The organism is Pseudomonas hunanensis (genome assembly GCF_013393325.1).
Taxonomy (GTDB): Bacteria; Pseudomonadota; Gammaproteobacteria; order Pseudomonadales; family Pseudomonadaceae; genus Aquipseudomonas; species Aquipseudomonas putida_P.
Window position 1 is genome coordinate 40,548 of sequence record NZ_QJRC01000070.1, and the last position, 24,473, is coordinate 65,020.

Genomic DNA, 24,473 nt, shown 5'->3' on the forward strand with positions numbered 1-24,473 from the left:
TCACCGGTTTAGTTCCGAAGCCCTGAAAACTATTTGCGATAGTTTCATGAAACTTCAGCACCAATGGCACTGAGCGGTGCCAGGATCCGCGTCGCTACGTCGCAGATCCTACACAGCTTTCCCTGCTCAATCAGTGAGCTTCGTCCCAATTCGCACCAATTCCTGCCTCCACCAGTAGCGGTACATCCAGCTGCGCTGCCTGGCTCATGTGCTGGCGAATTTCATCTTTCACCTGCTGAACCAGGTCCTCGCGTACCTCGAGTACCAGTTCGTCGTGTACCTGCAGGATCACTCGGGCATCCAGCCCGCTCTCGCTCAGCCAGTTATCCACATTGACCATGGCCCGCTTGATGATGTCGGCCGCGGTGCCCTGCATCGGCGCGTTGATCGCCGTACGCTCGGCGCCTTTGCGCAGGGCGGGGTTCTTGGCGTTGATGTCCGGCAGGTACAGACGACGGCCGAACAGGGTTTCGACAAAACCTTGCTCGGCCGCCTGAGCGCGGGTGCGTTCCATGTAGGCCAGCACGCCTGGGTAGCGGGCGAAGTAGCGGTCGATGTAATCCTGCGACTGCTTGCGGTCGACGCCGATCTGCTTGGCCAAACCAAAGGCGCTCATGCCGTAGATCAGGCCGAAGTTGATGGCCTTGGCCTTGCGACGTTGGTCGGTGGTGACGTCTTGCAAGGCCACACCGAACACTTCCGCCGCCGTGGCGCGGTGCACGTCGAGGTCGTTGCGGAAAGCGTGCAGCAAGCCTTCGTCCTTGGCCAGGTGGGCCATGATGCGCAACTCGATCTGCGAGTAGTCCGCCGCCAGCAGTTTGTATCCTGGGCTGGCGATGAACGCCTGGCGGATGCGCCGGCCTTCGGCGGTACGGATCGGGATGTTCTGCAGGTTAGGGTCGCTCGACGACAGCCGGCCAGTGGCCGCCACAGCCTGCTGGTAGGAGGTGTGGATACGCCCGGTGCGGGGGTTGATCTGGCCCGGCAGCTTGTCTGTGTAGGTGCTTTTGAGCTTGCTCAGGCTGCGGTACTGCATCAGTACCTCAGGCAGTGGGTAACCGAGCAAGGCCAGCTCATCGAGCACCGCTTCGGCGGTGGAGGGCTGGCCCTTGGCGGTCTTGCTCAGCACCGGCATGCCAAGCTTGTCGTAAAGGATCGCGCCCAACTGCTTGGGCGAGCCGAGGTTGAATTCCTCGCCGGCCAGCTCGTAGGCACGTTGCTCCAGTTCGCCCATCTTCACGCCCAGTTCGCCGCTTTGGACGTGCAACAGCGCGGCATCGACCAGCGCGCCCTGGCGCTCGATCTTGGCCAGCACTGGCACCAGCGGCATCTCGATGTCCATCAGCACCGGCTGCACGCTTGGCGTCTGTGCCAGGCGTGCCTGCAGCGCCTGGTGCAGGCGCAGGGTGATGTCGGCGTCTTCGGCCGCGTAGGGGCCGGCCTTGTCCAGGTTGATCTGGTTGAAAGTGAGCTGCTTCGCGCCCTTGCCGGCGATATCCTCGAAGGCGATGGTGGTGTGGTCGAGGTACTTCTGCGCCAGGCTGTCCATGTCATGACGGGTGGCGGTGGAGTTCAGCACATACGACTCGAGCATGGTGTCGTAGGCCACGCCACGCATCTCGATGGCGGGCGAGCCATTGGCGAGGATGTTGATGTCATACTTCGCGTTCTGCCCGACCTTGGCCTTGGCCGGGTCTTCCAGCAGTGGTTTCAGCGCCAGCAGCACGGCGTCGCGGTCCAGTTGGGCTGGCGCGCCTTCGTAATCGTGGGCCAGCGGCACATAAGCCGCCTCATGGGGCGCAACAGCGAAAGACAGGCCAACCAGCTGCGCCTTCTGGGCATCCAGGCCGGTTGTTTCGGTATCGAAGGCGAACAGCGGCGCCTGACGCAGCTTGTCCAGCCAGGCCTCGAAACGGGCCTGGTCAAGAATGGTTTCGTACGTCGGCTCAACCTTGGCCGCCGGCACTTCGACCGGCGCAACCTCATTACCCGCCCTTGCGGCCTCACGCTGCACTTCGGCAACCCAGCTCTTGAACTCCATCTCGGTGTACAGCGCCTGCAACGCTTCGCGATCAGGCTCACCGCACACCAGCGCATCCACTTCGACATCCAGCGGCACATCGACCTTGATGGTGGCCAGCTCGTAGGACAGGAACGCTGCGTCCCGGTGCTCTTCAAGCTTGGCCGGCAAGGTCTTGGCGCCACGAATGGCCAGTGCCGGTACCTTGTCCAGGTTCGCGTACAAATCGCTGAGGCCGCCGCCGATACCGGTCAGCAGGCCCACGGCGGTTTTTTCGCCCACGCCCGGTACGCCGGGAATGTTGTCGACCTTGTCACCCATCAGGGCCAGGAAGTCGATGATATGTTCCGGGCCGACGCCAAATTTCTCGTGCACGCCAGCCACGTCCAGCACGCTTCCGGTCATGGTGTTGACCAAGGTAATGTGCCCGTCCACCAGCTGAGCCATGTCCTTGTCACCGGTCGAAATGATCACCGGGCGACCCTTCGCGGCAGCACTGCGCGCCAGGGTGCCGATGACGTCGTCGGCCTCTACACCCTCGACGCACAGTAACGGATAGCCCAGCGCCTTCACGCTGGCATGCAGCGGCTCGACCTGCACCCGCAGGTCGTCCGGCATGCTGGGGCGGTTGGCCTTGTATTCGGCGAACATGGCATCGCGGAAAGTGCCGCCCTTGGCGTCGAACACCACGGCGAACAGGCTGTCGGGGTATTGCTTGCGCAGGCTCTTGAGCATGTTCAGCACACCCTTCACCGCACCGGTCGGCATGCCCTTGGACGTGGTCAGCGGCGGCAGCGCGTGAAAGGCGCGGTACAGGTAGGAGGAACCGTCCACCAGGACGAGGGGCGCTTGGCTCATGAGCAGAATCAACCTTTTCGACGGGTCCGGCGCTAGAATAGCCAGAATCATTGACGACAAAGGGACTAGGTTATCATGCGTACACTCAATCGCCTGTTACTGCTCGGCCTGTTGGCAACCATGCCTGTCGTTACCCTGGCGGCGGACGACGCCCCCTCGGCCGATCCCGAGGTGACCATTCGCACGGAAGGCGACAAAACCATCCAGGAGTACCGGCAAAACGGCTTCCTGTATGCGATCAAGATCACGCCGAAAAACGGCAAGCCTTATTTTCTGGTACGCGCCGATGGCACTGATGCCAATTTCATTCGATCCGACCAGCCGGACATGCTGATTCCGTCCTGGAAGATCTTCGAGTGGTAATCTGACGCGCACCGTTCACATCAACCCGGCACTTCCCGGCGGAAGTGCCCGTATGGGCATTTTTTCATCATGTCAGTCTTCACCCCCGTGACCCGGCCTGAGCTGGAAACCTTTCTGGCGCCGTACCAGCTGGGCCGTCTGCTCGACTTCCAGGGCATTGCCGCCGGCACCGAAAACAGCAATTTCTTCGTCAGCCTCGAACAGGGGGAGTTCGTCCTGACGCTGATCGAGCGCGGGCCAAGCGAGGACATGCCGTTCTTTATCGAGCTGCTCGACACCCTGCACGCCGCCGACATGCCGGTGCCCTATGCCATTCGTGACCGCGACGGCAACGGCCTGCGCGAGCTGTGCGGCAAGCCTGCGCTGCTGCAGCCAAGGCTGTCGGGCAAGCACATCAAGGCACCGAACAACCAGCACTGCGCCCAGGTCGGCGAGTTGCTGGCGCACATTCACCTGGCCACCCGCGCGCACATCATCGAACGCAAGACCGACCGTGGCCTGGACTGGATGCTGGCCTCGGGTGCCGAACTGTTGCCACGCCTGACCGCCGAGCAAGCCAAGCTGCTGCAACCGGCACTGGACGAAATCACCGCGCACAAAGCGCAGATCCTGGCCTTGCCACGGGCCAACCTGCATGCCGACCTGTTCCGCGACAACGTGATGTTCGAAGGCACCCACCTGACCGGGGTGATCGACTTCTACAACGCCTGTTCCGGGCCGATGCTGTATGACATCGCCATTACCGTGAACGACTGGTGCCTGGACGAGCAGGGTGCGGTGGATGTGCCGCGTGCACAGGCGCTGCTGGCTGCCTATGCGGCGCTGCGGCCATTCACGGCTGCCGAGGCCGAGCTGTGGCCGGAAATGCTGCGGGTAGGCTGCGTGCGCTTCTGGTTGTCGCGCCTGATTGCAGCGGAGTCGTTTGCCGGAATGGATGTGATGATCCATGACCCGAGCGAGTTCGAAGTGCGTCTGGCGCAGCGCCAGCAGGTGGCTTTGCACCTGCCATTCGCCCTCTAGTTTCTATTCGGCCTCTTCGCGGGCATGCCCGCGACGAGGCCGGCACAGGCTTAGAGCTGTTCCAGGCACCCAGCCAAGTCGCCGCCCAGCTTTTCCAGCAAGCGCTCATAGCCCTTGCCATCCACCGGGTCTGTTCCGCCCAGCGCATCCAGCTCGGCCAGGCGCACCGGCAGCCCGGCGGTCAAGGTCTCGGCCAAGCGCGGTCGCAGTGGCGGCTCGCTGAACACACAGGTCTTGCCCACTTCCTGCAGGCGCTTGCGCATGGCCGCCACATGTTGCGCCCCAGGCTGCACCTCGGACGCCACGCTGAATACGCCGGTGTGCTTCAAACCATATTCAGCCTCGAAGTAATCGAACGCTTCGTGGAACACGAAATAAGGTTTGCCGGCAATACCGTCCACCCGCGTCTTGATACGCGCATCCAGTGCATCCAGACGCTCGTCGAAGGCCTTCAGGTTGCTCTGGTAGCGAGCCGCATTGGCCGGGTCGACCTGGGCCAGATCAGCCGCCATTTTTGCCGCGATTACTCGCGCATTGACCGACGATAGCCACAAGTGCGCATCCAGGCTGCCCGGCCGGTGATCATGGTCATGGTCGTCGTGGCTTTCTTCCTCATGGGAGTGGCTGTCCTCGCCAAAGTGACGCAGCTTCATGCCCGTCAGCGACTGCACGGCCACGGTGGCCTTGCTGCGGCTAGCCAAGACACGCGGCAGGAAGTTCTCCATGTCCGGGCCGATCCAGTACAGCAGGTCGGCATCACCCACCCGCCGTACATCGGACGGGCGCAGCGCGTAGTGGTGCGGCGAAGCGCCTGGTGGCAGCAAGACGTCAGGGCTGCCAATGCCATCCTGCACGGCAGCGGCAATCTGCTGCAGGGGCTTGATACTGGTGAGCACGCGCACATCGGCCTGGGCGGAAAATGCGATGAAAGCGACAAACAGAGCTAGGAATCGGGACACGGTGGATACTCGAGTCGTCAGAAACAGGTAACATAATAACGTCTCCATCCAGAACCGTCGCTGCCCATGTCCATCACGCCGCTGGCCAACCGTCCTCACGATCACTCCCATTGCGTACACAGCGCACTGGCTGAAGCCGACGCCTTGTGCACCCGCCTGGGCCTGCGCCTGACCGCGCTGCGCCGCCGAGTGCTGGAGCTGGTGTGGCAAAGCCACAAGCCACTGGGCGCCTACGACATCCTTGCCGTGCTCAGCGAGCAGGACGGCCGCCGCGCCGCCCCGCCCACGGTGTACCGCGCGCTGGACTTCCTGCTGGAAAACGGCCTGGTGCACCGCATCGCCTCGCTCAACGCCTTCATCGGCTGCAGCCACCCCGAGCATGTGCATCAAGGCCAGTTCCTGATTTGCCGCGCCTGCCATGTGGCCATCGAGCTGGAGCAGAGCAGCATCAGCGATGCCATCATCGACAGCGCCAAAGGCGTGGGCTTCACGGTCGAGACCCAGACCGTGGAAGTGGTCGGGCTGTGCGGCAGCTGCCGGAGCGCGGCATGAGCGATGCCTTGATCCGCCTGGAACAGGTCGGCGTCACTTTTGGCGGCGAGGCGGTACTCGACAGCATCGACCTGTCGGTCGCCCCCGGTCAGATCGTCACCCTGATCGGCCCCAACGGTGCCGGCAAGACCACCCTGGTGCGCGCCGTACTCGGTCTGCTCAAGCCACACCGCGGCAAGGTATGGCGCAAGCCCAAGCTGCGCATTGGCTACATGCCACAAAAGATCCAGGTCGATGCCACGCTGCCGCTGTCGGTGCTGCGCTTCTTGCGCCTGGTGCCCGGCGTAGACCGCGCGGCAGCCTTGTCCGCGCTGCAGGAAGTGGGCGCCGAGCAGGTCATCGACAGCCCTATCCAGACCATTTCCGGCGGCGAGATGCAACGCGTACTGCTGGCCCGCGCCCTGTTGCGCGAGCCCCAGTTGCTGGTGCTCGACGAACCGGTACAAGGTGTGGACGTGGTCGGCCAGACCGAGCTGTACAACCTCATCACCCGCCTGCGCGACCGCCACGGCTGCGGCGTGCTGATGGTGTCCCACGACCTGCACCTGGTGATGAGCGCCACCGACCAGGTGGTGTGCCTGAACCGCCACGTATGCTGCTCGGGCCACCCCGAGCAAGTCAGCGGCGACCCGGCGTTCGTCGAGCTGTTTGGCCAGACCGCACCTAGCCTGGCCATCTACCACCACCATCACGACCACAGCCACGACCTGCACGGCTCGGTGGTCGCCCCTGGCACCCATGTTCACGGAGAGCACTGCAAGCATGGCTGATTTTCTTCTCTACGCCCTGCTTGCCGGTTTGTCCCTGGCGCTGGTCGCCGGCCCGCTGGGCTCCTTCGTGGTGTGGCGGCGCATGGCCTACTTTGGCGACACCTTGTCCCATGCCGCCTTGCTCGGTGTGGCCTTGGGCTTCGCCCTGGACGTCAGCCCAGCGCTGGCGGTAACCGTGGGCTGCCTGTTGCTGGCAATCCTGCTGGTGACCTTGCAGCAACGCCAGCCGCTGGCCTCCGACACCCTGCTCGGCATCCTCGCCCCCAGCACCCTGTCGCTGGGCCTGGTGGTACTGAGCTTCATGCACGATGTGCGCATCGACCTGATGGCGTACCTGTTCGGCGACCTGCTGGCCATCAGCACCACCGACCTGGCCTGGATCCTCGGCGGCAGTGCGCTGGTGCTGCTGTTGCTCGCCGTGCTGTGGCGGCCGCTGCTGGCGGTTACCGTGCACGAAGAGCTGGCCATGGTCGAAGGCCTGCCTGTGGCCGGCCTGCGCCTGGCGCTCATGCTGTTGATTGCGGTGGTAATTGCCGTGGCCATGAAGATCGTCGGTGTGCTGCTGATCACCTCGCTGCTGATCATCCCTGCGGCTGCGGCACAGCGTCACGCCCGCTCGCCAGAGCAGATGGCCCTGGGCGCCAGCCTGCTGGGCGTTACCGCTGTGTGCGGTGGCCTGGCCATGTCCTGGTTCAAGGACACCCCCGCCGGCCCGTCGATCGTGGTCTGCGCGGCGGTGCTATTCTTGCTGAGCCTGGCCCTGCCAAAACGCTGAGAAGCAGGGCGTGTGCAGGCACGCCTTGCAACCTTTTGCCGGGTAAAGGGTCTGTAAGACCTGTTTTCGAGCGTGCGCACCTGGGTGTAGACTTGCTCGCTTTTTGCGCAAATAGAGAGTCGCAGGAATGAAGCCGTTCGCCTCCCGTTATCTGCTTGTTGCCGCGTTTTCCCTGTTCCTGGCTGCCTGTTCCAGCGCGCCGGTCGAGCAGGCCACCGCACCTGCCCAAGCCGATGCCTGGCAGCAGTTGCAACAAAATATCGCCAGCAACGAGCTGGCCACCGCCGAAGACCAGCTTGCAGCCCTGCAGGCCCAGTCGCCGGATGACCCACGCCTGGAGCAATACCAGCGCCAGCTGGCCGAAGCCTACCTGCAGCGCAGCCAGATCGTCCTGCAGAAGGGCGATGTGAACGCGGCCGCTACCGCGTTGGCCCGTGCTCGCGCACTGATGCCGCAAGCCCCGGCAGTGACCGGTGGCGATCCCCTGAGCCAGGCACGCAAGGCCGAGCTGGAGAAGGCAGAGGCCGCCTTGAAAGCCGCTGAAGCCAAACCCAAGGCACGTATCATCGACCCGACAGCGCCAAGCACTGTGGTGGCCTTGAAGACCACTGACAGCCGCGCCATGCGCCGTCAGCTCGATGATATTGCCGCCGATGTGGTGAGCTATGACTGCGAGGTGGTGCTCCAGGTGCCGCGCACTGACGACGCACCTTGGCTTAAGACTTTGCTGGAAAAGCGGGTGCGCAAGATCGACAGTGGTTTCGATCTGAAGCAGACCCATGAGATCCAGCGCTCGCTGCCGGCGCAGGTGGTTCTGGTACCGCATCAGCAGTAAAAAGCTTCGCGGGTAAACCCGCTCCCACAGGGATAGCACAGGTTTCGAGGTCGGTGCTGTACCTGTGGGAGCGGGTTTACCCGCGAATAGGACCTATCAGGCCGGCACAGCCTCCGCAGCTGCTTCCCGCTCCCAAACCCGGTGCCCTTCAACCGCTTTGACAAAGGCATCCACGGTCTTCTGGTCATCCCCCAGCAGCAATCCCTTGTCCTCCTTCAGCCCAAGGCCGGACGCCAGCTCCTTGGTCAACACCATCGCCTTCAGGTGCTTGTAGCCCTCCAGCAAGAAGTGCTTGGCCAGCCCGCTGGCCACCAAGGCGTCCGCCGAAGCCTTGCCTCCTGGCACGACAATCCCGTCGAACATGATCGAAGGCATCCCTTCCATCGACGCATCCACCGGCAGCTGCTTACCGTCCGCAGTCTTTACCGGCGCCGATGTCGGCCCTAACAGCATCGGCCGTGTACTGTGTGCTTCCAGCGCCTTCACCAGCTTGTCGACGCTAGCACCGTCCACGCCATCCGCCACCAGCAGCGCAATTTTGCGCCCCTTGATGCCCACGTCACCGGGGTGGTTCATCTGGCTCAACGCCTTGGACTGCGCGAGCTTGCTGCCTTTCACCTTGACCGTTCCCTGCTTGGGCGCAGGCAGCCCCAGGTTGGCCGCCACCGCCGCCGCCAGCTTCAGGTCGATATTGGCCAGAATCTCGTTAACCTCCCGGGCACGGATGGCTTCACGCTCCACCTTGCCCAGCTCGAAACTGTAAGCCTTGATGATGTGCTGCTGCTCGGTCGGGCTCATGCTCTGGAAGAACAGCCGCGCCTGAGAGAAGTGATCGCCGAACGATTCGCTACGCTGGCGGATCTTGTGTGCATCGATCCGCTCCTGATAACTCTCGAAGCCACCGTCCTGTGCAGCAGGGGGTGTTTCCTTCGGCCAGCCGCCGTCGATGGAGTTGGGTTCGTACGAAGCCCGGCCCTTGTCGATGGTCATGCGGTGCATGGCATCGCGCTGGCTGCTGTGGTTCGGCGCCACCGGGCGGTTGATCGGGATTTCATGGAAGTTCGGCCCGCCCAGCCGGCTGATCTGCGTATCGGTGTACGAGAACAATCGCCCCTGCAGCAGGGGGTCGTTGGTAAAGTCGATGCCCGGCACGATATGCCCTGGGCAGAACGCCACCTGCTCGGTTTCTGCGAAGAAGTTGTCCGGGTTGCGGTTGAGCACCATCTTGCCCAGCAGCTTCACCGGCACCAGCTCTTCAGGAATGAGCTTGGTCGGGTCGAGCAGGTCGAAGTCGTACTTGTGCTCGTCGGCCTCGGGTACCACCTGCACGCCCAGCTCCCATTCCGGGTAGTCCCCGGTCTCGATGGCTTCCCACAGGTCACGGCGGTGGTAGTCGGTGTCCTTGCCTGCCAGCTTCTGCGCTTCGTCCCACAACACCGAGTGCACGCCCTGACGGGGCTTCCAGTGGAACTTGACGAAACTGGCCACACCCTCGGCGTTGATCAGGCGGAAGGTGTGCACGCCAAAGCCTTCCATCATTCGCAAGCTGCGCGGGATGGCGCGGTCGGACATGGCCCAGATCACCATATGCGCCGACTCCGGCACCAGCGAAACGAAGTCCCAGAACGTGTCGTGGGCAGAGCCGCCGGTGGGCATTTCATTCTGTGGCTCTGGCTTCACCGCATGCACGAAGTCCGGGAACTTGATGGCATCTTGAATGAAAAATACCGGCATGTTGTTGCCAACCAGATCGAAGTTGCCTTCATCGGTGTAGAACTTGACGGCAAAACCGCGCACATCACGCACCGTGTCACCCGAGCCGCGCGGCCCTTGTACGGTGGAAAAGCGCACGAATACCGGGGTGATCTTTTCCGGGTCCTGCAGGAAACCGGCCTTGGTCAGCTCGGCATGGCAGCCATAGCTCTGAAAGTAGCCGTGCGCCCCGGTACCCCGGGCATGGACGATGCGCTCAGGGATGCGCTCATGGTCAAAGTGGGTGATCTTCTCGCGCATGATGAAATCTTCAAGCAACGACGGCCCTCGAACACCCGCCTTGAGGCTGTTCTGGTTATCGGCGATCTTCACCCCTTGGTTGGTGCGCAAGGCCTGGCCCGTGGCATCGCTGCGGAAGGCCTCCAGGCTCTGCAGCTTGGCGTTGGTGTTGGCCCGATCAGGGGTCTGGGTGCCGGCGGCCTCGCTGTGCTTGGGCGCGTCCGTTTTCTTGCTGGGCATGGTCGGCTCTCCTCGTCAGTCTTCAGGCGTGCCCGTTTCGGGCTTGTTCAAGTAGTGACTGGGAGGCATTGCCGAGCGTTCAATCAGGATTACCGGTTGTCGCGATATGCCCGATGGATTGGTGCATTACGAAATAAATGCTAAGAACAGCTATGGGAAAAGGCTAAAATGCGCGACCCCAGCTAACCGCTGATTCAAATTTCAATGCGCCCCACAAGGTTCGCTACGTGATCGAGTTCCAACAGGTACATAAAACCTACCGCGTTGCCGGTAGGGAAATCCCCGCACTGAATCCGACCAGCCTGACCATCGAAGATGGCCAGGTGTTCGGCCTGATCGGCCATTCCGGCGCCGGCAAAAGCACCATGCTGCGCCTGATCAACCGTCTGGAAGAACCTTCCGGTGGCAAGATCATCGTCGACGGCGAAGACGTCACCGCGTTCAACGCCAGCCAGCTGCGCGGCTTCCGCCAGCAGGTCGGGATGATTTTCCAGCACTTCAACCTGCTGGCCTCCAAGACCGTCGCCGACAACGTCGCCCTGCCATTGACCCTGGCCGGCGAGCTGTCGCGCAGCGAGATCGACACGCGCGTCACCGAGTTGCTGGCCCGCGTGGGCCTGTCAGACCACGCCAAGAAGTACCCGGCGCAGCTGTCCGGCGGCCAGAAGCAGCGCGTCGGTATCGCCCGCGCCCTGTCCACCAACCCGAAGATCCTGCTGTGCGACGAGGCCACCAGTGCCCTCGACCCGCAAACCACGGCCTCGGTCCTGCAACTGCTGGCCGAAATCAACCGTGAGCTGAAGCTGACCATCGTGCTGATCACCCACGAGATGGACGTGATCCGCCGGGTCTGCGACCGCGTGGCGGTGATGGACGCCGGCCAGATTGTCGAGCAAGGCTCGGTGGCCGAGGTGTTCCTGCACCCGCAGCACCCCACCACCAAGCGCTTCGTCCAAGAAGACGAGCAGGTCGACGAAGGCGAGCAGCGCGACGACTTTGCCCACGTACCGGGCCGCATCGTGCGCCTGACCTTCCAGGGCGACGCTACCTACGCGCCGCTGCTGGGCACCGTGGCCCGCGAAACCGGTGTGGACTACAGCATCCTCGCCGGGCGTATCGACCGCATCAAGGATGTCCCCTATGGCCAGCTCACCCTCGCCCTGATCGGCGGAGACATGGAAGCGGCGTTTGCCCGCTTCAAGGCAGCTGACGTACATATGGAGGTACTGCGTTGATGGACGCCCTGAATTTCTTCGCCAACGTCGACTGGGCCGAAATCTGGCTGGCCACCATCGACACCATGATCATGCTGTTCGGCTCGCTGTTCTTCACCGTGCTGCTGGGCCTGCCGCTGGGTGTGCTGCTGTTCCTCTGCGGGCCGAAGCAGATGTTCGAACAGAAGGGCGTGTACGCGCTGCTGTCGCTGGTGGTCAACATCCTGCGCTCGCTGCCGTTCATCATCCTGCTGATCGTGATGATCCCATTCACCGTGCTGATCACCGGCACCTCGCTGGGCGTTGCCGGCGCCATCCCACCACTGGTAGTGGGTGCCACGCCGTTCTTTGCCCGCCTGGTTGAAACCGCTCTGCGTGAAGTGGACCGCGGCATCATCGAAGCCACCCAGTCGATGGGCGCCACCACCCGCCAGATCATCACCAGCGCACTGCTGCCGGAGGCCCGCCCGGGTATCTTCGCAGCCATTACCGTCACCGCCATCACCCTGGTTTCGTACACCGCCATGGCCGGTGTGGTGGGTGCGGGCGGCCTGGGCGATCTGGCTATCCGCTTCGGTTACCAGCGTTTCCAGACCGATGTGATGGTAGTGACCGTGGTTCTGCTGCTGGTACTGGTTCAAGTCCTGCAAAGCGTGGGCGACAAACTGGTCGTACATTTTTCCCGTAAGTAACCCCAATAGGGTCGGCCCGGCCGACCCGTTCGGGGGCCGTCGCGGCCCTCACAAGGAGTGATCAATGAAGAAGCTGCTTGCTGTCGCTGCCGCTGTCGCGGCCTTCTCGGCCCACGCCGATACCCTGACCGTTGCCGCCACCCCGGTGCCGCACGCCGAGATCCTCAACTTCGTCAAACCGCAGTTGGCCAAAGAAGGCGTGGAGCTGAAGGTCAAGGAATTCACCGATTACATTCAGCCGAACGTGCAGGTGGCCGAAAAGCGCCTGGACGCCAACTTCTTCCAGCACCAGCCATACCTGGATGAGTTCAACAAGGCCAAGGGCACCAACCTGGTGAGCGTGGCGGGCGTGCACATCGAGCCGCTGGGCGTGTATTCGACCAAGATCAAGAAGCTGGACGAGCTGTCCTCCGGCGCTACCGTGGTCATCCCCAACGACGCCACCAACGGCGGCCGCGCCTTGCTGCTGCTGGACAAGGCCGGTGTGATCAAGCTCAAGGACAACAAGAACATCCTGTCCACCGTGAAGGATGTTGCCGAGAACCCGAAAAGCATCAAGTTCCGTGAGCTGGAAGCGGCCACCATCCCGCGTGTGCTGACCCAGGTCGATGCCGCCCTGATCAACACCAACTACGCGCTGGAAGCCAAGCTGAACCCGGAAAAAGACGCGCTGGCCATCGAAGGCAGCGACTCGCCTTACGTGAACATCCTGGTTGCCCGCCCGGACAACAAGGACTCGGAAGACATGAAGAAACTGGCAGCTGCACTGCACTCGCCAGAGGTGAAGCAATTCATCATCGAGAAGTACAAGGGCGCTGTGGTTCCAGCGTTCTGATCCGACACCCCTGGGGCCGCTTTGCGGCCCTTTCGCGACACAAGGCCGCTCCTACAAGAGACCGCGTACCCCTGTAGGAGCGGCCTTGTGTTGCGATAGGCCTGCGCAGCAGGCCCATCAATCTCAATCCCGCTTCACAAGCCCAGGCAACTGCGCCACCAGCTTCTGGTTGTTGAACGGCGCACGAATAAACCCGCGCTGACGCCCATCCGGCCCCACAACCGCCAGGTTGCCGCTGTGGTCCACGGTGTACCCCGGCTTACTGGTATCCGCCGGTATGAACGGAATGCTCAAGGCATTGGCCAGCTTCTGGGTGTCTTCGATCGACCCCGCCACACCGACAAAGTCCTTGTCGAAATAGCCCAGGTACTGCTTCAGCTGGTTCGGCGTGTCGCGGTTCGGGTCCACACTCACCAGCACCACCTGCAGCCGGTCGACGGCTTCCTTGGGCAACTCGCTCTTCACCTGGCGCAACTGGGCCAGGGTGGTCGGGCAGATGTCCGGGCAGTAGGTGTAACCAAAGAACAGCAGCGACCATTTGCCCTTCAGGTCATCCAGCCGCACGGGCTGGCCGTCCTGGTTGGTCATGGTCACGTCGGCCACAGTGCGGCTCTGCGGCAGCAGGATGATGCCGGCGTCGATCAGCTCGGTGGGGTTGGGCTGGTCGCGACCATTGAGCACCTTGTTGACGGTCAGGCCCAGGATCAACGCGACCAGGGCAACGAGGATGAAGACGGTTTTCTGGGTTCGGGTCATAGGTTCAGCAACAGGTAGTGGTCAAGGAGCAACGCGATGAACAGCGCGAACAAGTAGGCGATAGAGTACTTGAAGGTGCCGATTGCCGCGTGCGGCCGGCTGCCACGGTACAACACCCAGGCCCATTGCAGGAAGCGCAGGCCCAAGACCAGGGCACAGGCCAGGTACAGCGGGCCGCTCATGTGGATGGCATACGGCAGCAGGCTTACCGCCAGCAGAATCAGCGTGTACAGCAAGATATGCAGCTTGGTGTAGCGCTCACCATGGGTCACCGGCAACATCGGGATATCGGCCTTGGCGTACTCCTCCTTGCGGTGGATGGCCAGCGCCCAGAAGTGCGGCGGGGTCCAGGCGAAGATGATCAGCACCAGCAGCAAGGGCTCAGCGCTGACATGGCCGCTTACCGCCACCCAACCAAGCAACGGCGGGGCGGCGCCGGCCAGGCCGCCGATGACGATGTTCTGTGGCGTGGCGCGCTTGAGAAAGCCGGTGTAGAGCACCGCATAGCCCAGTAGCGAGGCCAGGGTAAGCCAGGCCGTGAGGGCGTTGGTGAACGCCAGCAGCAGAGCCATGCCCAGCAGCGCCAGTGCCAGGGCGAACAGCAATGCCGGCAGCGGCTCGACCCGACCCTGGGCCAGCGGTCGCTTGTGGGTACGTGCCATCAGTGCATCGATGCGTCGGTCCACCACATGGTTGACCACCGCAGCGCCACCCGCGCACAAGCCGATCCCCAGGTTGCCGAACAGCAACACGCTCCAGCTCACACCCGCGCGGGTGGCCAGGAACATGCCTGCCAGCGAGGTGATCAGCATCAGCACCACCACCTTGGGCTTGGTCAGCTCCAGGTAATCGCGCCAGCTGGCCCGCCTTGCGCTCAGAAGCGTCGCCACGAATCGTTCCTCATGTGATGGGATATGCCCACGCCAGCCACAGGCCGCAGGCGCCAGCCATTGCCGACCCCCACGCGAACCCTGTCGACCACGCGAATGCGGTAATTCACCAGCACCATGCTCAGCAGCAGCATCGCGCCGCCGGCATTGTGCGCAACAGCCACCGCCAGTGGCAGGTGGAACACCACGTTGCTGATACCCAGGCCCACTTGCAGGGTCAGCGCCAGCAGCACCACCCGTGCCAGGCCGGGCAAGCCGCAGCGGTGCAACTTCCAGCTAAGCATCAGCAGCACGCAGGTCACCAGCAACGCGCCCAGCCGGTGGCTGATGTGGATGGCGGTGCGGGCATCACTGTCCAGTTGCCCGCCAAGGTAGTTTGGACCGACGTGCTGGGTCAGGTGGAAGCCATTGCTGAAGTCCGCCGCCGGCCACCATTGGCCATGGCAGGTCGGCAGGTCGATGCAGGCGACGGCTGCGTAGTTGGCACTCACCCAGCCACCCAGAGCAATCTGGCCGATCACCACCAGCAGGGCCAACGCAGCGAGCCGGCGCAAGCTCAGGGGCAGTTTTGGCAAGGGTGCAAAGGCCCGTGATAGACGCAGTGACAACAGGAACAGCAAGCTCAGCGTGGTAAAGCCCCCCAACAAATGCGCCGTGACCACTTGCGGCCACAACTTCAGGGTGACCGTCCACATGCCAAAGGCGGCCTGGGCCAACACCACACCCAGCAACAGCACGGGCAGGCGATAGGGCTGGCCATCGCGGGCATGCCGGCGCAGCGCCTGGAAAGCGAGCAGGGCGATTACCACGGCTAGAGTCCCGGCAAAGTAGCGGTGAACCATCTCGGCCCAGCCCTTGGCAGCTTCCACCGGGTGCTCAGGAAAGTGCAGCTCGGCATGGGCCAGTTGCGCTTCGCTCTTGGGCACGCTGATGAAGCCATAGCAACCCGGCCAGTCGGGGCAGCCGAGGCCGGCATGGGTCAGCCGGGTATAGGCACCGAGCAGGACGACCAGCAGTGCCAGCAGGGTGGCGAACACAGCAAGGCGAAATCCGGGTCTGGCCATGGCAGGCTCCTAGCCGATATTGGACAGCTTGAGCAGGTGGCGCAGGTCATCCAGCACATGCTTGCCGTTGACCTTGCCGTCGTAGCGCAGCACCAGGTTGCCGTGCGGGTCGACAATCCACAGCTGCGGGCCGGGCTCGGCAACCTTCTGCTGGTAACGTTGCGCATCCAGCGGGTAGCGCTGCAGCTGCGGGTACTCGCGGCCGAGCAGCGCCTGGTAGTCGGCGCTCAGCGGCTGGGCAGCGGCCAGTGCATGGCTGGCGCGGCTGGCATCGCGGCCCAGGCCGACCTGAATCTGCCGGGCCAGGTACACCAGCCGCTGGCAGTCTTCGGCACAGGCCTGAGGCGCGCTGACCAGCAACTGCCAGCGCTCGTCCTCGCCGGCCACGCCAAGATCGGCACGGCTTTCCCCGTTGCCGATCATCGCGCCGTGGTAGCTGCGGCCTTCCGGTACCCAGAAGTTGAGTTTGTACATGCTGGTGGCCAGGATCATCGGCCCGAGCACTACCAGCAGAATCAGCAACAGCTGCAAACGCCCGCGGGCTCGGGGCTTGCTACGTTCAGGCAGGTCCAGTGGAGTGGCGGTGGCCATGGCGTTTCTCCTTGTTTTGGTGCCAGCCGAAATAGAGGTAGAGCAGAACCAGAGCGGTCGCCAGGGCGAACCACTGCACGGCGTAGCCCAGGTGTTTTTCCGGGCCCATGGCCACGACCGGCCAGTCCAGGCGATAGGTCGCCGGGCCGGGCTCCAGGCGCAGTTCGTGGGCGAAGCCTTCGCGGTCGAGCTGCGGCCATAGCTGCGCGGCATCAATGGCGGTAAGCAAATGCGGCCATTGGCCGCCTTCAGGGTCGGGATGCAACTGGAAGGTGCTGCCGGGCGAGACATACACGGACGCGTCCAGCGCCAAGGCCTGGGACGGGGTTTCGAAATGCACCGGCACCCGGCGGTCCGGCCATGGCAGCCAACCGCGGTTGACCAGCAACCACAGGCCACTGGCCTGGTCATGGAAGGGTTGCAGCAGTTCGACACCGGCCTGGCCGTCACGCATGCGGTTGTCCAGCAGCAGGCTGTGCTCGGCATCGAAGCGGCCATACAAATGCACGCGGCGGAACGCGTTGTCGTCACTGGACGTCAGCTGGGCTGCGGCCAGCGGCGCCTCGACCCGTCGCTCGGCATAGCTGGCCAACAGCCCACGCTTTTCTTCGGCTCGGCCGAGTTGCCAGCAGCCAAGGGCAATCAGCCCCGGCAGCAGCGCAAGCACCACCAGGGTCGGTACCCAGCCTGGGCGAAACGGCCTCACGGGCGCCTCGCTATACTTATCCACATCACCGCATCCCCCCGGAGTAGCGCCATGCTCAAGGCCGCGATTGTCCTGATGCTGTTGGCCACGATTGCCAGCTTGTTCAGTGGCCTGGTGTTTCTGGTCAAGGACGATGAAAACTCAACTCGTCTGCTCAAGGCACTGACAGTGCGGGTGACCCTGGCGGCGCTGACCATTGGCCTGGTGGCCTGGGGCTTCATCAGCGGTCAGCTCGTGTCCCACGCCCCCTTCTGAAGTTTTCATCTGCCCCCTGTAGGCGCGGGCTTGCCCGCGCCTACAGGGTCTCTGTTTCCCTTCAAAGCACGTATACGAATATGAACAACCCCACCCACACCACATCGACGAAGTGCCAATACCAGCTGGCCGCTTCGAAGCCGAAGTGTTTCTCCGGGTTGAAGTGCCCACGCAAAATACGCACGAACATCACGATCAGGATGATCGTGCCCAAGGTCACGTGGGCGCCGTGAAACCCGGTGAGCATGAAGAACGTCGCGCCATAAATCCCCGAGCCCAGCGTCAGCCCCAGCTTGGTATAGGCCTCGTGGTATTCAAAGGCCTGCAAGGCGATGAAGCTGATACCCAGCACGATGGTCAGCGCCATCCAGAATTTCAGCGGCCCACGGTGGTCACGGCGCAAGGCGTGGTGGGCAAGGGTGATGGTCACACTGGAACTGACCAGCAAGATGGTGTTGATCAGTGGCAAGTGCCACGGGTCGATCACCTCCTTGGGCGGCGGGAACAGTTTCGGGTCGGGTGTGTGCAGCAGCGGCCAGGTGAATTCGAAGGTCGGCCACAGCATGTGCGCGACACCTTTGGCCCCTTCGCCGCCCAGCCATGGCCCTGCCAACACCCGCACGTAGAACAGCGCACCGAAGAAGGCCAGGAAGAACATCACCTCGGAGAAGATGAACCAGCTCATGCCCCAGCGAAACGAGCGGTCCAGCTGCGGGCTGTACAACCCGGCGCGGCTCTCTTTGACCACGGCCCCAAACCAACCGAACAACATGTAGGCCAGGAACAACGCGCCGATGAAGAAGATCAGCGGCCCATGCGAGTCCGGGTGGCCGGCCTTCATGTCGTTGAACCAGGTTCCCAGACCGAACACCGTGATGAACATGCCGATGGTGGCGATGATCGGCCACTTGCTCTGCGCCGGGACGTAGTAGTGCTCATGACTTGCCATTGCTGTTCTCCTTCCCTTAACGGGCGCCCTGGACGTCCTGGGCCGCAACATGCGCGACCGGCGGGTGGCGAGCGGTGATGTCGAACAAGGTGTAGGCCAGTGTCAGGTGCTTCACGCTGGCCGGCAGATCGCGGTCGACGATGAAGCGCACCGGCATCTCTATGCGTTCGCCGGGCTGCAGCACCTGCTGGGTAAAGCAGAAGCACTCGGTCTTGTGGAAGTACGCCGCGGCCTCGGCCGGGGTGATGCTGGGTATGGCCTGCGCGCTCATCGGCCGATCGGTCGGGTTATGCGCGACGAAGATCATCTGGTTCACCGCCCCTGGGTTCACCTCCAGCTGATCGGCCGTGGAATAGAAGTCCCAGACCATGTCGCTGGCGTTGGTCGACATGAACTGCACCCGCACCGAACGCGTCGGGTCGCTGACCTGGCTACCTTCGTACTGGCCACCCGTTTTGCCGTTGATGCCAAAGGCCTTGCACATCACGTCGTAGATCGGCACCAGGGCGAAACCGAAGGCGAACATCACCACCGTCAGCATCAGCAGGCGCGTTACCAGGCGTTTCAGCGACAGGCCGTTCATGGCTGATTTCCTATTTCACTTCCGGGGGTGTCTGGAAGGTGTGGTAGGGCGCAGGCGAAGGAATCGACCATTCCAGGCCCTCAGCGCCATCCCAAGGCTTGGCAGGCGCCGGCGCGCCCCCACGTATGCACTTGATGACAATGAACAGGAAGAAGATCTGCGTGGCGCCAAACATGAAGGCGCCGATCGACGACACCATGTTGAAGTCGGCGAACTGCAGGTTGTAGTCCGGGATGCGTCGCGGCATGCCGGCCAGCCCCACGAAGTGCATGGGGAAGAAGGCCATGTTCATGCCGATGAACGACAGCCAGAAGTGCAGCTTGCCGAGGGTTTCGTCGTACATGTGGCCGGTCCATTTCGGCAGCCAGTAGTAGGCCGATGCAAAGATGCCGAAAATTGCCCCTGGCACCAACACGTAGTGGAAATGCGCCACCACGAAGTAGGTGTCGTGGTACTGGAAGTCCGCCGGGGCAATCGCCAGCATCAGGCCGGAGAAACCGCCGATGGTGAACAGGATGACGAAGGCAATGGCGAACAGCATTGGCGTTTCGAAGGTGAGCGAGCCTTCCCACATGGTGCTGACCCAGTTGAACACCTTCACCCCGGTGGGCACGGCAATCAGCATGGTGGCGTACATGAAGAACAGCTCGCCGACCACCGGGATGCCAACCACGAACATATGGTGGGCCCAAACGATGAACGACAGAAAGGCGATGGCGCCGGTGGCATATACCATCGAGGTGTAGCCGAACAGCGGCTTGCGCGAAAACGCCGGGATGATCGAGCTGACCGCGCCGAAGGCCGGCAGGATCATGATGTACACCTCGGGGTGGCCGAAGAACCAGAACACATGCTGGAACAGCACCGGGTCACCGCCACCGGCGGCACTGAAGAAGCTGGTACCGAAGTGGATGTCCATCAGCATCATGGTCACCACGCCGGCCAGTACCGGCATCACTGCAATCAGCAGGAACGCGGTAATCAGCCACGTCCAGACGAACAGCGGCATTTTCATCAGGGTCATGCCTGGGGCACGCAGGTTGAGGATGGTGGCGATCACGTTGATCGCCCCCATGATCGAGCTGATACCCATCAGGTGGATGGCGAAGATGAAGAAGGTGACGCTGGCTGGCGCATAGGTGGTAGACAGCGGGGCGTAGAACGTCCAGCCGAAGTTAGGCCCGCCACCCGGGCTGAACAGGGTCGAGACCAGCAGCAGGAAGGCCGCCGGCAGCAGCCAGAAGCTGAAGTTGTTCATCCGCGGCAAGGCCATGTCTGGCGCGCCGATCATCAATGGGATCATCCAGTTGGCCAGCCCGACGAAGGCCGGCATCACTGCACCGAACACCATGATCAGGCCATGCATGGTGGTCATCTGGTTGAAGAACGCCGGCTCAACGATCTGCAAGCCCGGCTGGAACAGCTCGGCGCGGATCACCATGGCGAACGAGCCACCAAGCAGGAACATCATGAAGGCGAACCACAGGTACATGGTGCCGATGTCCTTGTGGTTGGTGGTCAGCACCCAGCGCATCAGGCCCTTGGCCGGGCCGTGTGCATGCTCATGGCCGTGGGCGTGGTCGTCGATCACTGCACTCATGTCCTGTCTCCTGCAACCCATTGATTGCCGCGAGTAACCCGGTTCACTTGGCTTCTGCCTGCTTCAGCGCCAGCACGTCCTTCGGCGTGACCATGTCGCCTTTGTTGTTGCCCCAGGCATTGCGCTCGTAGGTGACCACAGCGGCGATGTCGACTTCCGACAGCTGCTTGCCGAAGGCCGCCATGGCCGTGCCGGGCTTGCCGTGGAAGACAATGCTCAAGTGGCCTTCCTTCGGCCCGGTGGCGATCTTCGAGCCCTTGAGTGCCGGGAACATCGGCGGCAGGCCTTGGCCTTCAGCCTGGTGACACGCCACGCAGGTGGTGTGGTAGATCTTGTCGCCACGTTCCACCAGCTCTTCCAGGGTCCATTCCTTGCTGGTCAGCTCCTTGAGCTTGGCGGCTTCGGCCTTGCGCTCGCCTAGCCAGGTGTCGTAATCGGCCTTGGACTTGACCTCGACCACCACCGGCATGAAGCCGTGGTCCTTGCCGCACAGCTCGGTGCATTGGCCACGGTAGATGCCGGGCTTCTCGATACGGGTCCAGGCTTCGTTGACGAAGCCGGGGATGGCGTCGCGCTTGACCGCGAAGGCCGGCACCCACCAGGAGTGAATGACGTCGGCAGCGGTCACCAGGAAACGCACCTTGGCACCCACCGGCAGCACCAGCGGCTGATCGACTTCAAGCAGGTAATGCTCGTCCTTGGGGGCTTTGTTGTGAATCTGATCGGCGGGCGTGGCCAGGTTGCTGAAGAACTCCACGTCCTGGCCCAGGTATTTGTAGTGCCACTTCCACTGGTAGCCGGTGACCTGAATGTCGATGTCCGACTCGCTGGCGTCGTAGATGTCGATCAGGGTCTTGGTGGCCGGGATGGCCATGACCACCAGGATCAGGAAGGGCACCACGGTCCAGAGGATTTCCACCCAGGTATGCTCGTGGAAATGCGCGGCCTGCTGGCCGGTGGCGCGGCGGTGGATGACCATCGACCAGAACATCGCGCCAAACACCACGATGCCGATGATCACGCAGATCCAGAAGATGGTCATGTGCAGGTCGAAGACGGCGTTGGAGACCTCCGTCGCCCCTGGGTGCATGTTCACGGTCCAGGCGGCGTTGGCCTGACCAAAAACCGACCACAACAGGAGGCCCATCCAGACATGTGGATGTCGCATCATTGCGGGTTCCCCTTCTAATTCTTGTTGTCCCGGAGGCGTGGCCTGCGGCAAGAGGGAACGGCGGTCAAGACTGCCTGGCTTCGACGACCGAGCCCCTGCTAAAAGCAGTCGGGCCTCATCAACGAATCACGTTCAACGGGAGTATAGACAGCGACCAATGGCACGCAATGAAGCCTGTGAAATGAACCTCACGAAATAGGCAAATGGCCTGAAAACCGCGAGGTTGATAGGGTGTGGCGAAATAATGGCATTTCGATATGCCTGAGAGCGCACACGTTTGCGGGATTTATAACAAATACGTCTTAGGTATTCTGTATACCGAGCTAATTTAGTGTCTTCCGTTTGAAACGTAATGTCCCTGGAGTTGTCATGAACATCGCTGCTGTACGCGAGCAGGTAAGCCAAGCCCATCAACATGAAGGCCAGACCGGCCAATTGAAACAGCGTCTCGAGCTGCAACTGCCCCACCTGCACCCCTCGATCCAACTGCCTGAGCAGGACGCCCAGGGTACTTTGGCGCGCTTCGTCAGCGCCTACATCGACCAGGTTCCGGAATTGCTGGAGGCCGCGCATGAGGTCGCCCGCGAAGCCGGGATCGAATCGCAGATCAAACCGGTACTGAAAATTGCCGAAGCCTACTTCCTGCAACCGCCCAGTGTGATGCAAGGGCATGTAGGCCTGGACTGCCTGCTGGATGAGGCTTACCTGGCACACCGTCTGGTGGAGGAAGTGAATGACCTGTACATCCGCCACTTCCAGCAGCCGCTGATCCCGGTCGACACCACCGTCGCCAACCTGATTGCCCACCAGTTGATTGGCGAGAGCTTTGCCAACCAGCTGGATGAGGTGGTGCATCACTCGGTTGACGAAATGCTCGATGACGAGAGCTTTGCGGTGGAATCGGTGGAGGCTTATCGCGAGAAGCTGAGCAGCCCTGCAACTGGCGAGGCGTGGAAGCGCTGGCCGTGCCTGTCGCGACAGCTGGGTGTGGAGCTGGGCCAACCGGCCTGATCCTCCTGTACCGGCCTCTTCGCGGGCACGCCCGATCCCACAGGGACCGCACAGGCTTTGAATGCTGTGCAGTACCCTGTGGGAGCGGGTTTACCCGCGAAGAGGCCAGTTCAGACAACAGAGATTTTCAGCTTCAGGCCCCAATCCCCGCCGTAGTCCGCAACCTCCCCTCGATCCGCCGCTTCAACCGCCGCTGCTCGATCAGCAGCCGCGACCCATTCGCCCCATTACTGCGGTTCCAGTCTTCCAGCAACTCAAGGCACGAGTGGTCGATGTAGCTCAGGTTACCCAACGGCACGTGCAACGTAGTGCCCGCCGGTACGGTATCCAGCACCTGGGTCAGCGCCGGCACCTTCAGGAACGTCGCCGCACCACTGAGCCGCAGCTCCATATGCCCAGCTTTCTCCAGGCTGACCAGGTTGATCTTCAGCCGCGCCGCCTTGAACGCCAGCTTCAGCAGGGTCAGGGCAAAACCCAGCATCACGCCGGTCAGCAGGTCGGTGAAAATGATCGCCAGCGCCGTCACCGCATAGGTGAACATCGGCATGCGGCCATAACGGCCCAGCCCACGAAACGCCTTGAAATCGACCAGCTTGACCCCGGTGTACACCAGCACACCCGCCAGGCTCGCCACCGGAATCTGCTGCAGCACGCTGCTCAGCGCCACCACGAAAGCCAACAGCCAAAGGCCATGGAATATCGCGGAGGCCCGCGTCTGCGCCCCCGCCTGCACGTTGGCCGAGCTGCGCACGATTACCCCGGTCATCGGCAAAGCGCCCAGCGCCCCGCAAAGCATGTTGCCGATGCCCTGGGCTGACAGCTCGCGGTCGAAGTCCGAACGCTGGCCACTGTGCATGCGGTCAACCGCTGCGGCCGACAGCAAGGTTTCGGCGCTGGCGATGAACGCCAGGGCAAAGGCAGCGACCAGCAGGGTAGGGTCGGCGAGTTGCATCAGGTCATCTGGGCGAATCCAGTCAATGGCCTCGGACAGGTCTGCCGGCACTTGTACGCGGTTCACCGGCAAGGCCAGCCACAGGCTGATGGCGGTCATGCTCGCCACACCGAGCAAGGCACCCGGCACGAAGCGCAGCCGCTGCGGCCGAAGGCGCTCCCAGCCCCACATGATGGCGATGGTGCCGAGGCCCAGCGCACCGGCCATCCAGCCAGCGCCTGCGCGTTCCTGTGGCAGGGCTGCGGCAACGGTGGACGGGAATGTCAGCAGGTTCTGCAACCCGGAAGGCTGCGGCGCCGTATCGAACATCACATGCACCTGCGACAGCACGATCAGCACCCCAATCCCCGCCAACATGCCATACACCACCGCCGGCGCGGTGACGCGGAACCAGCAGCCCAGGCGCAAACGCCCAGCCAGCAACTGCAGCAGGCCGGCCAGCAGCAGGATCGGCCCAAGCATGGGCATGCCATGTTGGCGCACCAGCTCGAACACCAGTACTGCCAGGCCTGCGGCCGGTCCACTGACCTGCAGCGGTGATCCAGCCAGAAAACCGACGACAATGCCGCCGATAATGCCGGTAATCAGGCCTTTGGCCGGCGGCATACCCGAGGCGATCGCAATGCCCATGCACAATGGCAGCGCCACCAGGAAGACCACCACCGACGCCAGCAACTCACGCGGCAGGGCCGCTTTCAACTGTGTAATGTTCACCGTGTTTCTCCTTTCTCTAGTCGCACGGCCATTCCTCTGGCCGTGGGCACGTTTGCCCCTGACGAGCGCGCAGGCGCGGGCCGCCAGCGGGTTTGCCGGCAGGGCA

At 62.7% G+C, this 24,473-nt stretch carries 24 protein-coding genes; 11 read left to right on the forward strand and 13 right to left on the reverse strand.

Translation table 11 applies throughout. The features are described 5' to 3' along the window. Nucleotides 1-130: 130 nt before the first annotated feature. Nucleotides 131-2,878 (reverse strand): DNA polymerase I, encoded by a 2,748-nt coding sequence (gene polA, locus DM807_RS03860; RefSeq protein ID WP_179027066.1) that lies wholly within the window; start codon nucleotides 2,876-2,878, stop codon nucleotides 131-133. A 75-nt stretch (nucleotides 2,879-2,953) separates the two neighbouring features. On the opposite strand from polA, the gene DM807_RS03865 reads away from it, so the two are divergent. After that, complete coding sequence (locus DM807_RS03865; RefSeq protein ID WP_010951520.1) at nucleotides 2,954-3,241, forward strand: DUF2782 domain-containing protein; 288 nt, start codon at nucleotides 2,954-2,956, stop codon at nucleotides 3,239-3,241. A gap of 69 nt (nucleotides 3,242-3,310) precedes the next feature. Beyond that, the gene (locus DM807_RS03870) at nucleotides 3,311-4,261 is read left to right on the forward strand and encodes a homoserine kinase (protein ID WP_012269926.1); all 951 of its coding nucleotides are present in this window, start codon (nucleotides 3,311-3,313) and stop codon (nucleotides 4,259-4,261) included. Nucleotides 4,262-4,311: 50 nt separating this feature from the next. On the opposite strand, the gene DM807_RS03875 is transcribed toward DM807_RS03870, so the two are convergent. After that, nucleotides 4,312-5,268 carry a zinc ABC transporter substrate-binding protein gene (locus DM807_RS03875; RefSeq protein WP_060514958.1) on the reverse strand — a complete coding sequence of 319 codons (957 nt, stop codon included), beginning with the start codon at nucleotides 5,266-5,268 and terminating at the stop codon, nucleotides 4,312-4,314. An 18-nt stretch (nucleotides 5,269-5,286) separates the two neighbouring features. Between DM807_RS03875 and zur the strand changes: the two genes are divergently transcribed. The 4 genes from zur (at nucleotide 5,287) to DM807_RS03895 (ending at nucleotide 8,152) form a co-directional block, all read left to right on the forward strand. Beyond that, entirely contained in the window at nucleotides 5,287-5,772 is a 486-nt protein-coding gene (gene zur / locus DM807_RS03880) for a zinc uptake transcriptional repressor Zur (RefSeq protein WP_012269924.1), read from the forward strand. Next, the gene (gene znuC / locus DM807_RS03885) at nucleotides 5,769-6,542 is read left to right on the forward strand and encodes a zinc ABC transporter ATP-binding protein ZnuC (RefSeq protein ID WP_012269923.1); all 774 of its coding nucleotides are present in this window, start codon (nucleotides 5,769-5,771) and stop codon (nucleotides 6,540-6,542) included. Before zur ends, znuC begins: the two co-directional genes overlap by 4 nt. Beyond that, on the forward strand, nucleotides 6,535-7,317 hold the full coding sequence (gene znuB, locus DM807_RS03890; RefSeq protein WP_012269922.1) for a zinc ABC transporter permease subunit ZnuB: 783 nt from the start codon (nucleotides 6,535-6,537) through the stop codon (nucleotides 7,315-7,317). The genes znuC and znuB overlap by 8 nt, the downstream gene beginning before the upstream one ends. Before the next feature lie 127 nt (nucleotides 7,318-7,444). Next, on the forward strand, nucleotides 7,445-8,152 hold the full coding sequence (locus DM807_RS03895; RefSeq protein WP_060494669.1) for a PA5502 family lipoprotein: 708 nt from the start codon (nucleotides 7,445-7,447) through the stop codon (nucleotides 8,150-8,152). A gap of 96 nt (nucleotides 8,153-8,248) precedes the next feature. Here DM807_RS03895 and katE read toward each other — a convergent pair whose 3' ends face one another. Further along, the gene (gene katE / locus DM807_RS03900) at nucleotides 8,249-10,384 is read right to left on the reverse strand and encodes a catalase HPII (RefSeq protein WP_179027067.1); all 2,136 of its coding nucleotides are present in this window, start codon (nucleotides 10,382-10,384) and stop codon (nucleotides 8,249-8,251) included. 227 nt (nucleotides 10,385-10,611) lie between these two features. Here katE and DM807_RS03905 point away from each other — a divergent pair, with 227 nt between their 5' ends. The 3 genes from DM807_RS03905 to DM807_RS03915 all read left to right on the forward strand — a co-directional run bounded on the left by DM807_RS03905 (nucleotide 10,612) and on the right by DM807_RS03915 (nucleotide 13,125). Further along, nucleotides 10,612-11,619, forward strand: coding sequence for a methionine ABC transporter ATP-binding protein (locus tag DM807_RS03905; protein ID WP_012269919.1), 1,008 nt, complete (start codon nucleotides 10,612-10,614; stop codon nucleotides 11,617-11,619). Continuing rightward, a complete protein-coding gene (locus DM807_RS03910) occupies nucleotides 11,619-12,290 on the forward strand; it encodes a methionine ABC transporter permease (RefSeq protein ID WP_012269918.1) in 672 nt (223 codons plus the stop codon). The genes DM807_RS03905 and DM807_RS03910 overlap by 1 nt, the downstream gene beginning before the upstream one ends. Nucleotides 12,291-12,354: 64 nt before the next feature. Continuing rightward, complete coding sequence (locus tag DM807_RS03915; protein ID WP_012269917.1) at nucleotides 12,355-13,125, forward strand: MetQ/NlpA family ABC transporter substrate-binding protein; 771 nt, start codon at nucleotides 12,355-12,357, stop codon at nucleotides 13,123-13,125. Nucleotides 13,126-13,248: 123 nt separating this feature from the next. Here DM807_RS03915 and DM807_RS03920 read toward each other — a convergent pair whose 3' ends face one another. Genes DM807_RS03920 through DM807_RS03940 form a run of 5 tightly spaced genes read right to left on the reverse strand, consistent with a single transcriptional unit; the run spans nucleotide 13,249 to nucleotide 17,132 of the window. Then, nucleotides 13,249-13,881 carry an SCO family protein gene (locus DM807_RS03920; RefSeq protein WP_012269916.1) on the reverse strand — a complete coding sequence of 211 codons (633 nt, stop codon included), beginning with the start codon at nucleotides 13,879-13,881 and terminating at the stop codon, nucleotides 13,249-13,251. Then, a complete protein-coding gene (gene cyoE / locus DM807_RS03925; protein WP_012269915.1) occupies nucleotides 13,878-14,771 on the reverse strand; it encodes a heme o synthase in 894 nt (297 codons plus the stop codon). The genes DM807_RS03920 and cyoE overlap by 4 nt, the downstream gene beginning before the upstream one ends. Continuing rightward, nucleotides 14,756-15,835, reverse strand: a complete 1,080-nt coding sequence (locus tag DM807_RS03930) for a COX15/CtaA family protein (protein WP_012269914.1) — start codon at nucleotides 15,833-15,835, stop codon at nucleotides 14,756-14,758. Before DM807_RS03930 ends, cyoE begins: the two co-directional genes overlap by 16 nt. 9 nt (nucleotides 15,836-15,844) lie before the next feature. Continuing rightward, the gene (locus DM807_RS03935) at nucleotides 15,845-16,426 is read right to left on the reverse strand and encodes a hypothetical protein (protein WP_012269913.1); all 582 of its coding nucleotides are present in this window, start codon (nucleotides 16,424-16,426) and stop codon (nucleotides 15,845-15,847) included. Then, nucleotides 16,395-17,132 carry an SURF1 family protein gene (locus DM807_RS03940; protein WP_060494169.1) on the reverse strand — a complete coding sequence of 246 codons (738 nt, stop codon included), beginning with the start codon at nucleotides 17,130-17,132 and terminating at the stop codon, nucleotides 16,395-16,397. The genes DM807_RS03935 and DM807_RS03940 overlap by 32 nt, the downstream gene beginning before the upstream one ends. 51 nt (nucleotides 17,133-17,183) lie before the next feature. On the opposite strand from DM807_RS03940, the gene DM807_RS03945 reads away from it, so the two are divergent. Then, on the forward strand, nucleotides 17,184-17,387 hold the full coding sequence (locus DM807_RS03945) for a twin transmembrane helix small protein (RefSeq protein WP_003258925.1): 204 nt from the start codon (nucleotides 17,184-17,186) through the stop codon (nucleotides 17,385-17,387). 61 nt (nucleotides 17,388-17,448) lie between these two features. Here the strand turns inward: DM807_RS03945 and DM807_RS03950 are convergent, their stop codons facing one another. From DM807_RS03950 to coxB, 4 genes are read right to left on the reverse strand one after another with little or no spacing between them, the layout of a single operon-like run. After that, nucleotides 17,449-18,336, reverse strand: coding sequence for a cytochrome c oxidase subunit 3 (locus DM807_RS03950; RefSeq protein ID WP_012269911.1), 888 nt, complete (start codon nucleotides 18,334-18,336; stop codon nucleotides 17,449-17,451). Nucleotides 18,337-18,352: 16 nt separating this feature from the next. Further along, nucleotides 18,353-18,919, reverse strand: coding sequence for a cytochrome c oxidase assembly protein (locus tag DM807_RS03955; RefSeq protein WP_012269910.1), 567 nt, complete (start codon nucleotides 18,917-18,919; stop codon nucleotides 18,353-18,355). A gap of 10 nt (nucleotides 18,920-18,929) precedes the next feature. Continuing rightward, complete coding sequence (ctaD, locus tag DM807_RS03960; protein ID WP_012269909.1) at nucleotides 18,930-20,519, reverse strand: cytochrome c oxidase subunit I; 1,590 nt, start codon at nucleotides 20,517-20,519, stop codon at nucleotides 18,930-18,932. 43 nt (nucleotides 20,520-20,562) lie between these two features. Further along, a complete protein-coding gene (gene coxB, locus DM807_RS03965; RefSeq protein ID WP_179027068.1) occupies nucleotides 20,563-21,690 on the reverse strand; it encodes a cytochrome c oxidase subunit II in 1,128 nt (375 codons plus the stop codon). A 369-nt stretch (nucleotides 21,691-22,059) separates the two neighbouring features. On the opposite strand from coxB, the gene DM807_RS03970 reads away from it, so the two are divergent. Next, the gene (locus DM807_RS03970) at nucleotides 22,060-22,701 is read left to right on the forward strand and encodes a hypothetical protein (protein WP_012269907.1); all 642 of its coding nucleotides are present in this window, start codon (nucleotides 22,060-22,062) and stop codon (nucleotides 22,699-22,701) included. A 133-nt stretch (nucleotides 22,702-22,834) separates the two neighbouring features. On the opposite strand, the gene DM807_RS03975 is transcribed toward DM807_RS03970, so the two are convergent. Then, nucleotides 22,835-24,367 (reverse strand): SulP family inorganic anion transporter, encoded by a 1,533-nt coding sequence (locus DM807_RS03975; protein ID WP_060494170.1) that lies wholly within the window; start codon nucleotides 24,365-24,367, stop codon nucleotides 22,835-22,837. Nucleotides 24,368-24,473 lie beyond the last annotated feature (106 nt).

What these genes read in the sequence shown, in the direction of transcription:
- DM807_RS03895 (WP_060494669.1), top strand. Translation starts at nt 7,445, where the DNA reads ATGAAGCCGTTCGCCTCCCGTTATCTGCTTGTTGCCGCGTTTTCCCTG.
- coxB (WP_179027068.1), bottom strand. Translation starts at nt 21,690, where the DNA reads ATGATGCGACATCCACATGTCTGGATGGGCCTCCTGTTGTGGTCGGTT.
- DM807_RS03935 (WP_012269913.1), bottom strand. Translation starts at nt 16,426, where the DNA reads ATGGCCACCGCCACTCCACTGGACCTGCCTGAACGTAGCAAGCCCCGA.
- DM807_RS03875 (WP_060514958.1), bottom strand. Translation starts at nt 5,268, where the DNA reads ATGGAGACGTTATTATGTTACCTGTTTCTGACGACTCGAGTATCCACC.
- DM807_RS03930 (WP_012269914.1), bottom strand. Translation starts at nt 15,835, where the DNA reads ATGGCCAGACCCGGATTTCGCCTTGCTGTGTTCGCCACCCTGCTGGCA.
- DM807_RS03970 (WP_012269907.1), top strand. Translation starts at nt 22,060, where the DNA reads ATGAACATCGCTGCTGTACGCGAGCAGGTAAGCCAAGCCCATCAACAT.
- ctaD (WP_012269909.1), bottom strand. Translation starts at nt 20,519, where the DNA reads ATGAGTGCAGTGATCGACGACCACGCCCACGGCCATGAGCATGCACAC.
- DM807_RS03950 (WP_012269911.1), bottom strand. Translation starts at nt 18,336, where the DNA reads ATGGCAAGTCATGAGCACTACTACGTCCCGGCGCAGAGCAAGTGGCCG.
- znuC (WP_012269923.1), top strand. Translation starts at nt 5,769, where the DNA reads ATGAGCGATGCCTTGATCCGCCTGGAACAGGTCGGCGTCACTTTTGGC.
- DM807_RS03910 (WP_012269918.1), top strand. Translation starts at nt 11,619, where the DNA reads ATGGACGCCCTGAATTTCTTCGCCAACGTCGACTGGGCCGAAATCTGG.
- zur (WP_012269924.1), top strand. Translation starts at nt 5,287, where the DNA reads ATGTCCATCACGCCGCTGGCCAACCGTCCTCACGATCACTCCCATTGC.
- DM807_RS03865 (WP_010951520.1), top strand. Translation starts at nt 2,954, where the DNA reads ATGCGTACACTCAATCGCCTGTTACTGCTCGGCCTGTTGGCAACCATG.
- polA (WP_179027066.1), bottom strand. Translation starts at nt 2,878, where the DNA reads ATGAGCCAAGCGCCCCTCGTCCTGGTGGACGGTTCCTCCTACCTGTAC.
- DM807_RS03955 (WP_012269910.1), bottom strand. Translation starts at nt 18,919, where the DNA reads ATGAACGGCCTGTCGCTGAAACGCCTGGTAACGCGCCTGCTGATGCTG.
- katE (WP_179027067.1), bottom strand. Translation starts at nt 10,384, where the DNA reads ATGCCCAGCAAGAAAACGGACGCGCCCAAGCACAGCGAGGCCGCCGGC.
- DM807_RS03915 (WP_012269917.1), top strand. Translation starts at nt 12,355, where the DNA reads ATGAAGAAGCTGCTTGCTGTCGCTGCCGCTGTCGCGGCCTTCTCGGCC.
- znuB (WP_012269922.1), top strand. Translation starts at nt 6,535, where the DNA reads ATGGCTGATTTTCTTCTCTACGCCCTGCTTGCCGGTTTGTCCCTGGCG.
- DM807_RS03870 (WP_012269926.1), top strand. Translation starts at nt 3,311, where the DNA reads ATGTCAGTCTTCACCCCCGTGACCCGGCCTGAGCTGGAAACCTTTCTG.
- DM807_RS03945 (WP_003258925.1), top strand. Translation starts at nt 17,184, where the DNA reads ATGCTCAAGGCCGCGATTGTCCTGATGCTGTTGGCCACGATTGCCAGC.
- DM807_RS03920 (WP_012269916.1), bottom strand. Translation starts at nt 13,881, where the DNA reads ATGACCCGAACCCAGAAAACCGTCTTCATCCTCGTTGCCCTGGTCGCG.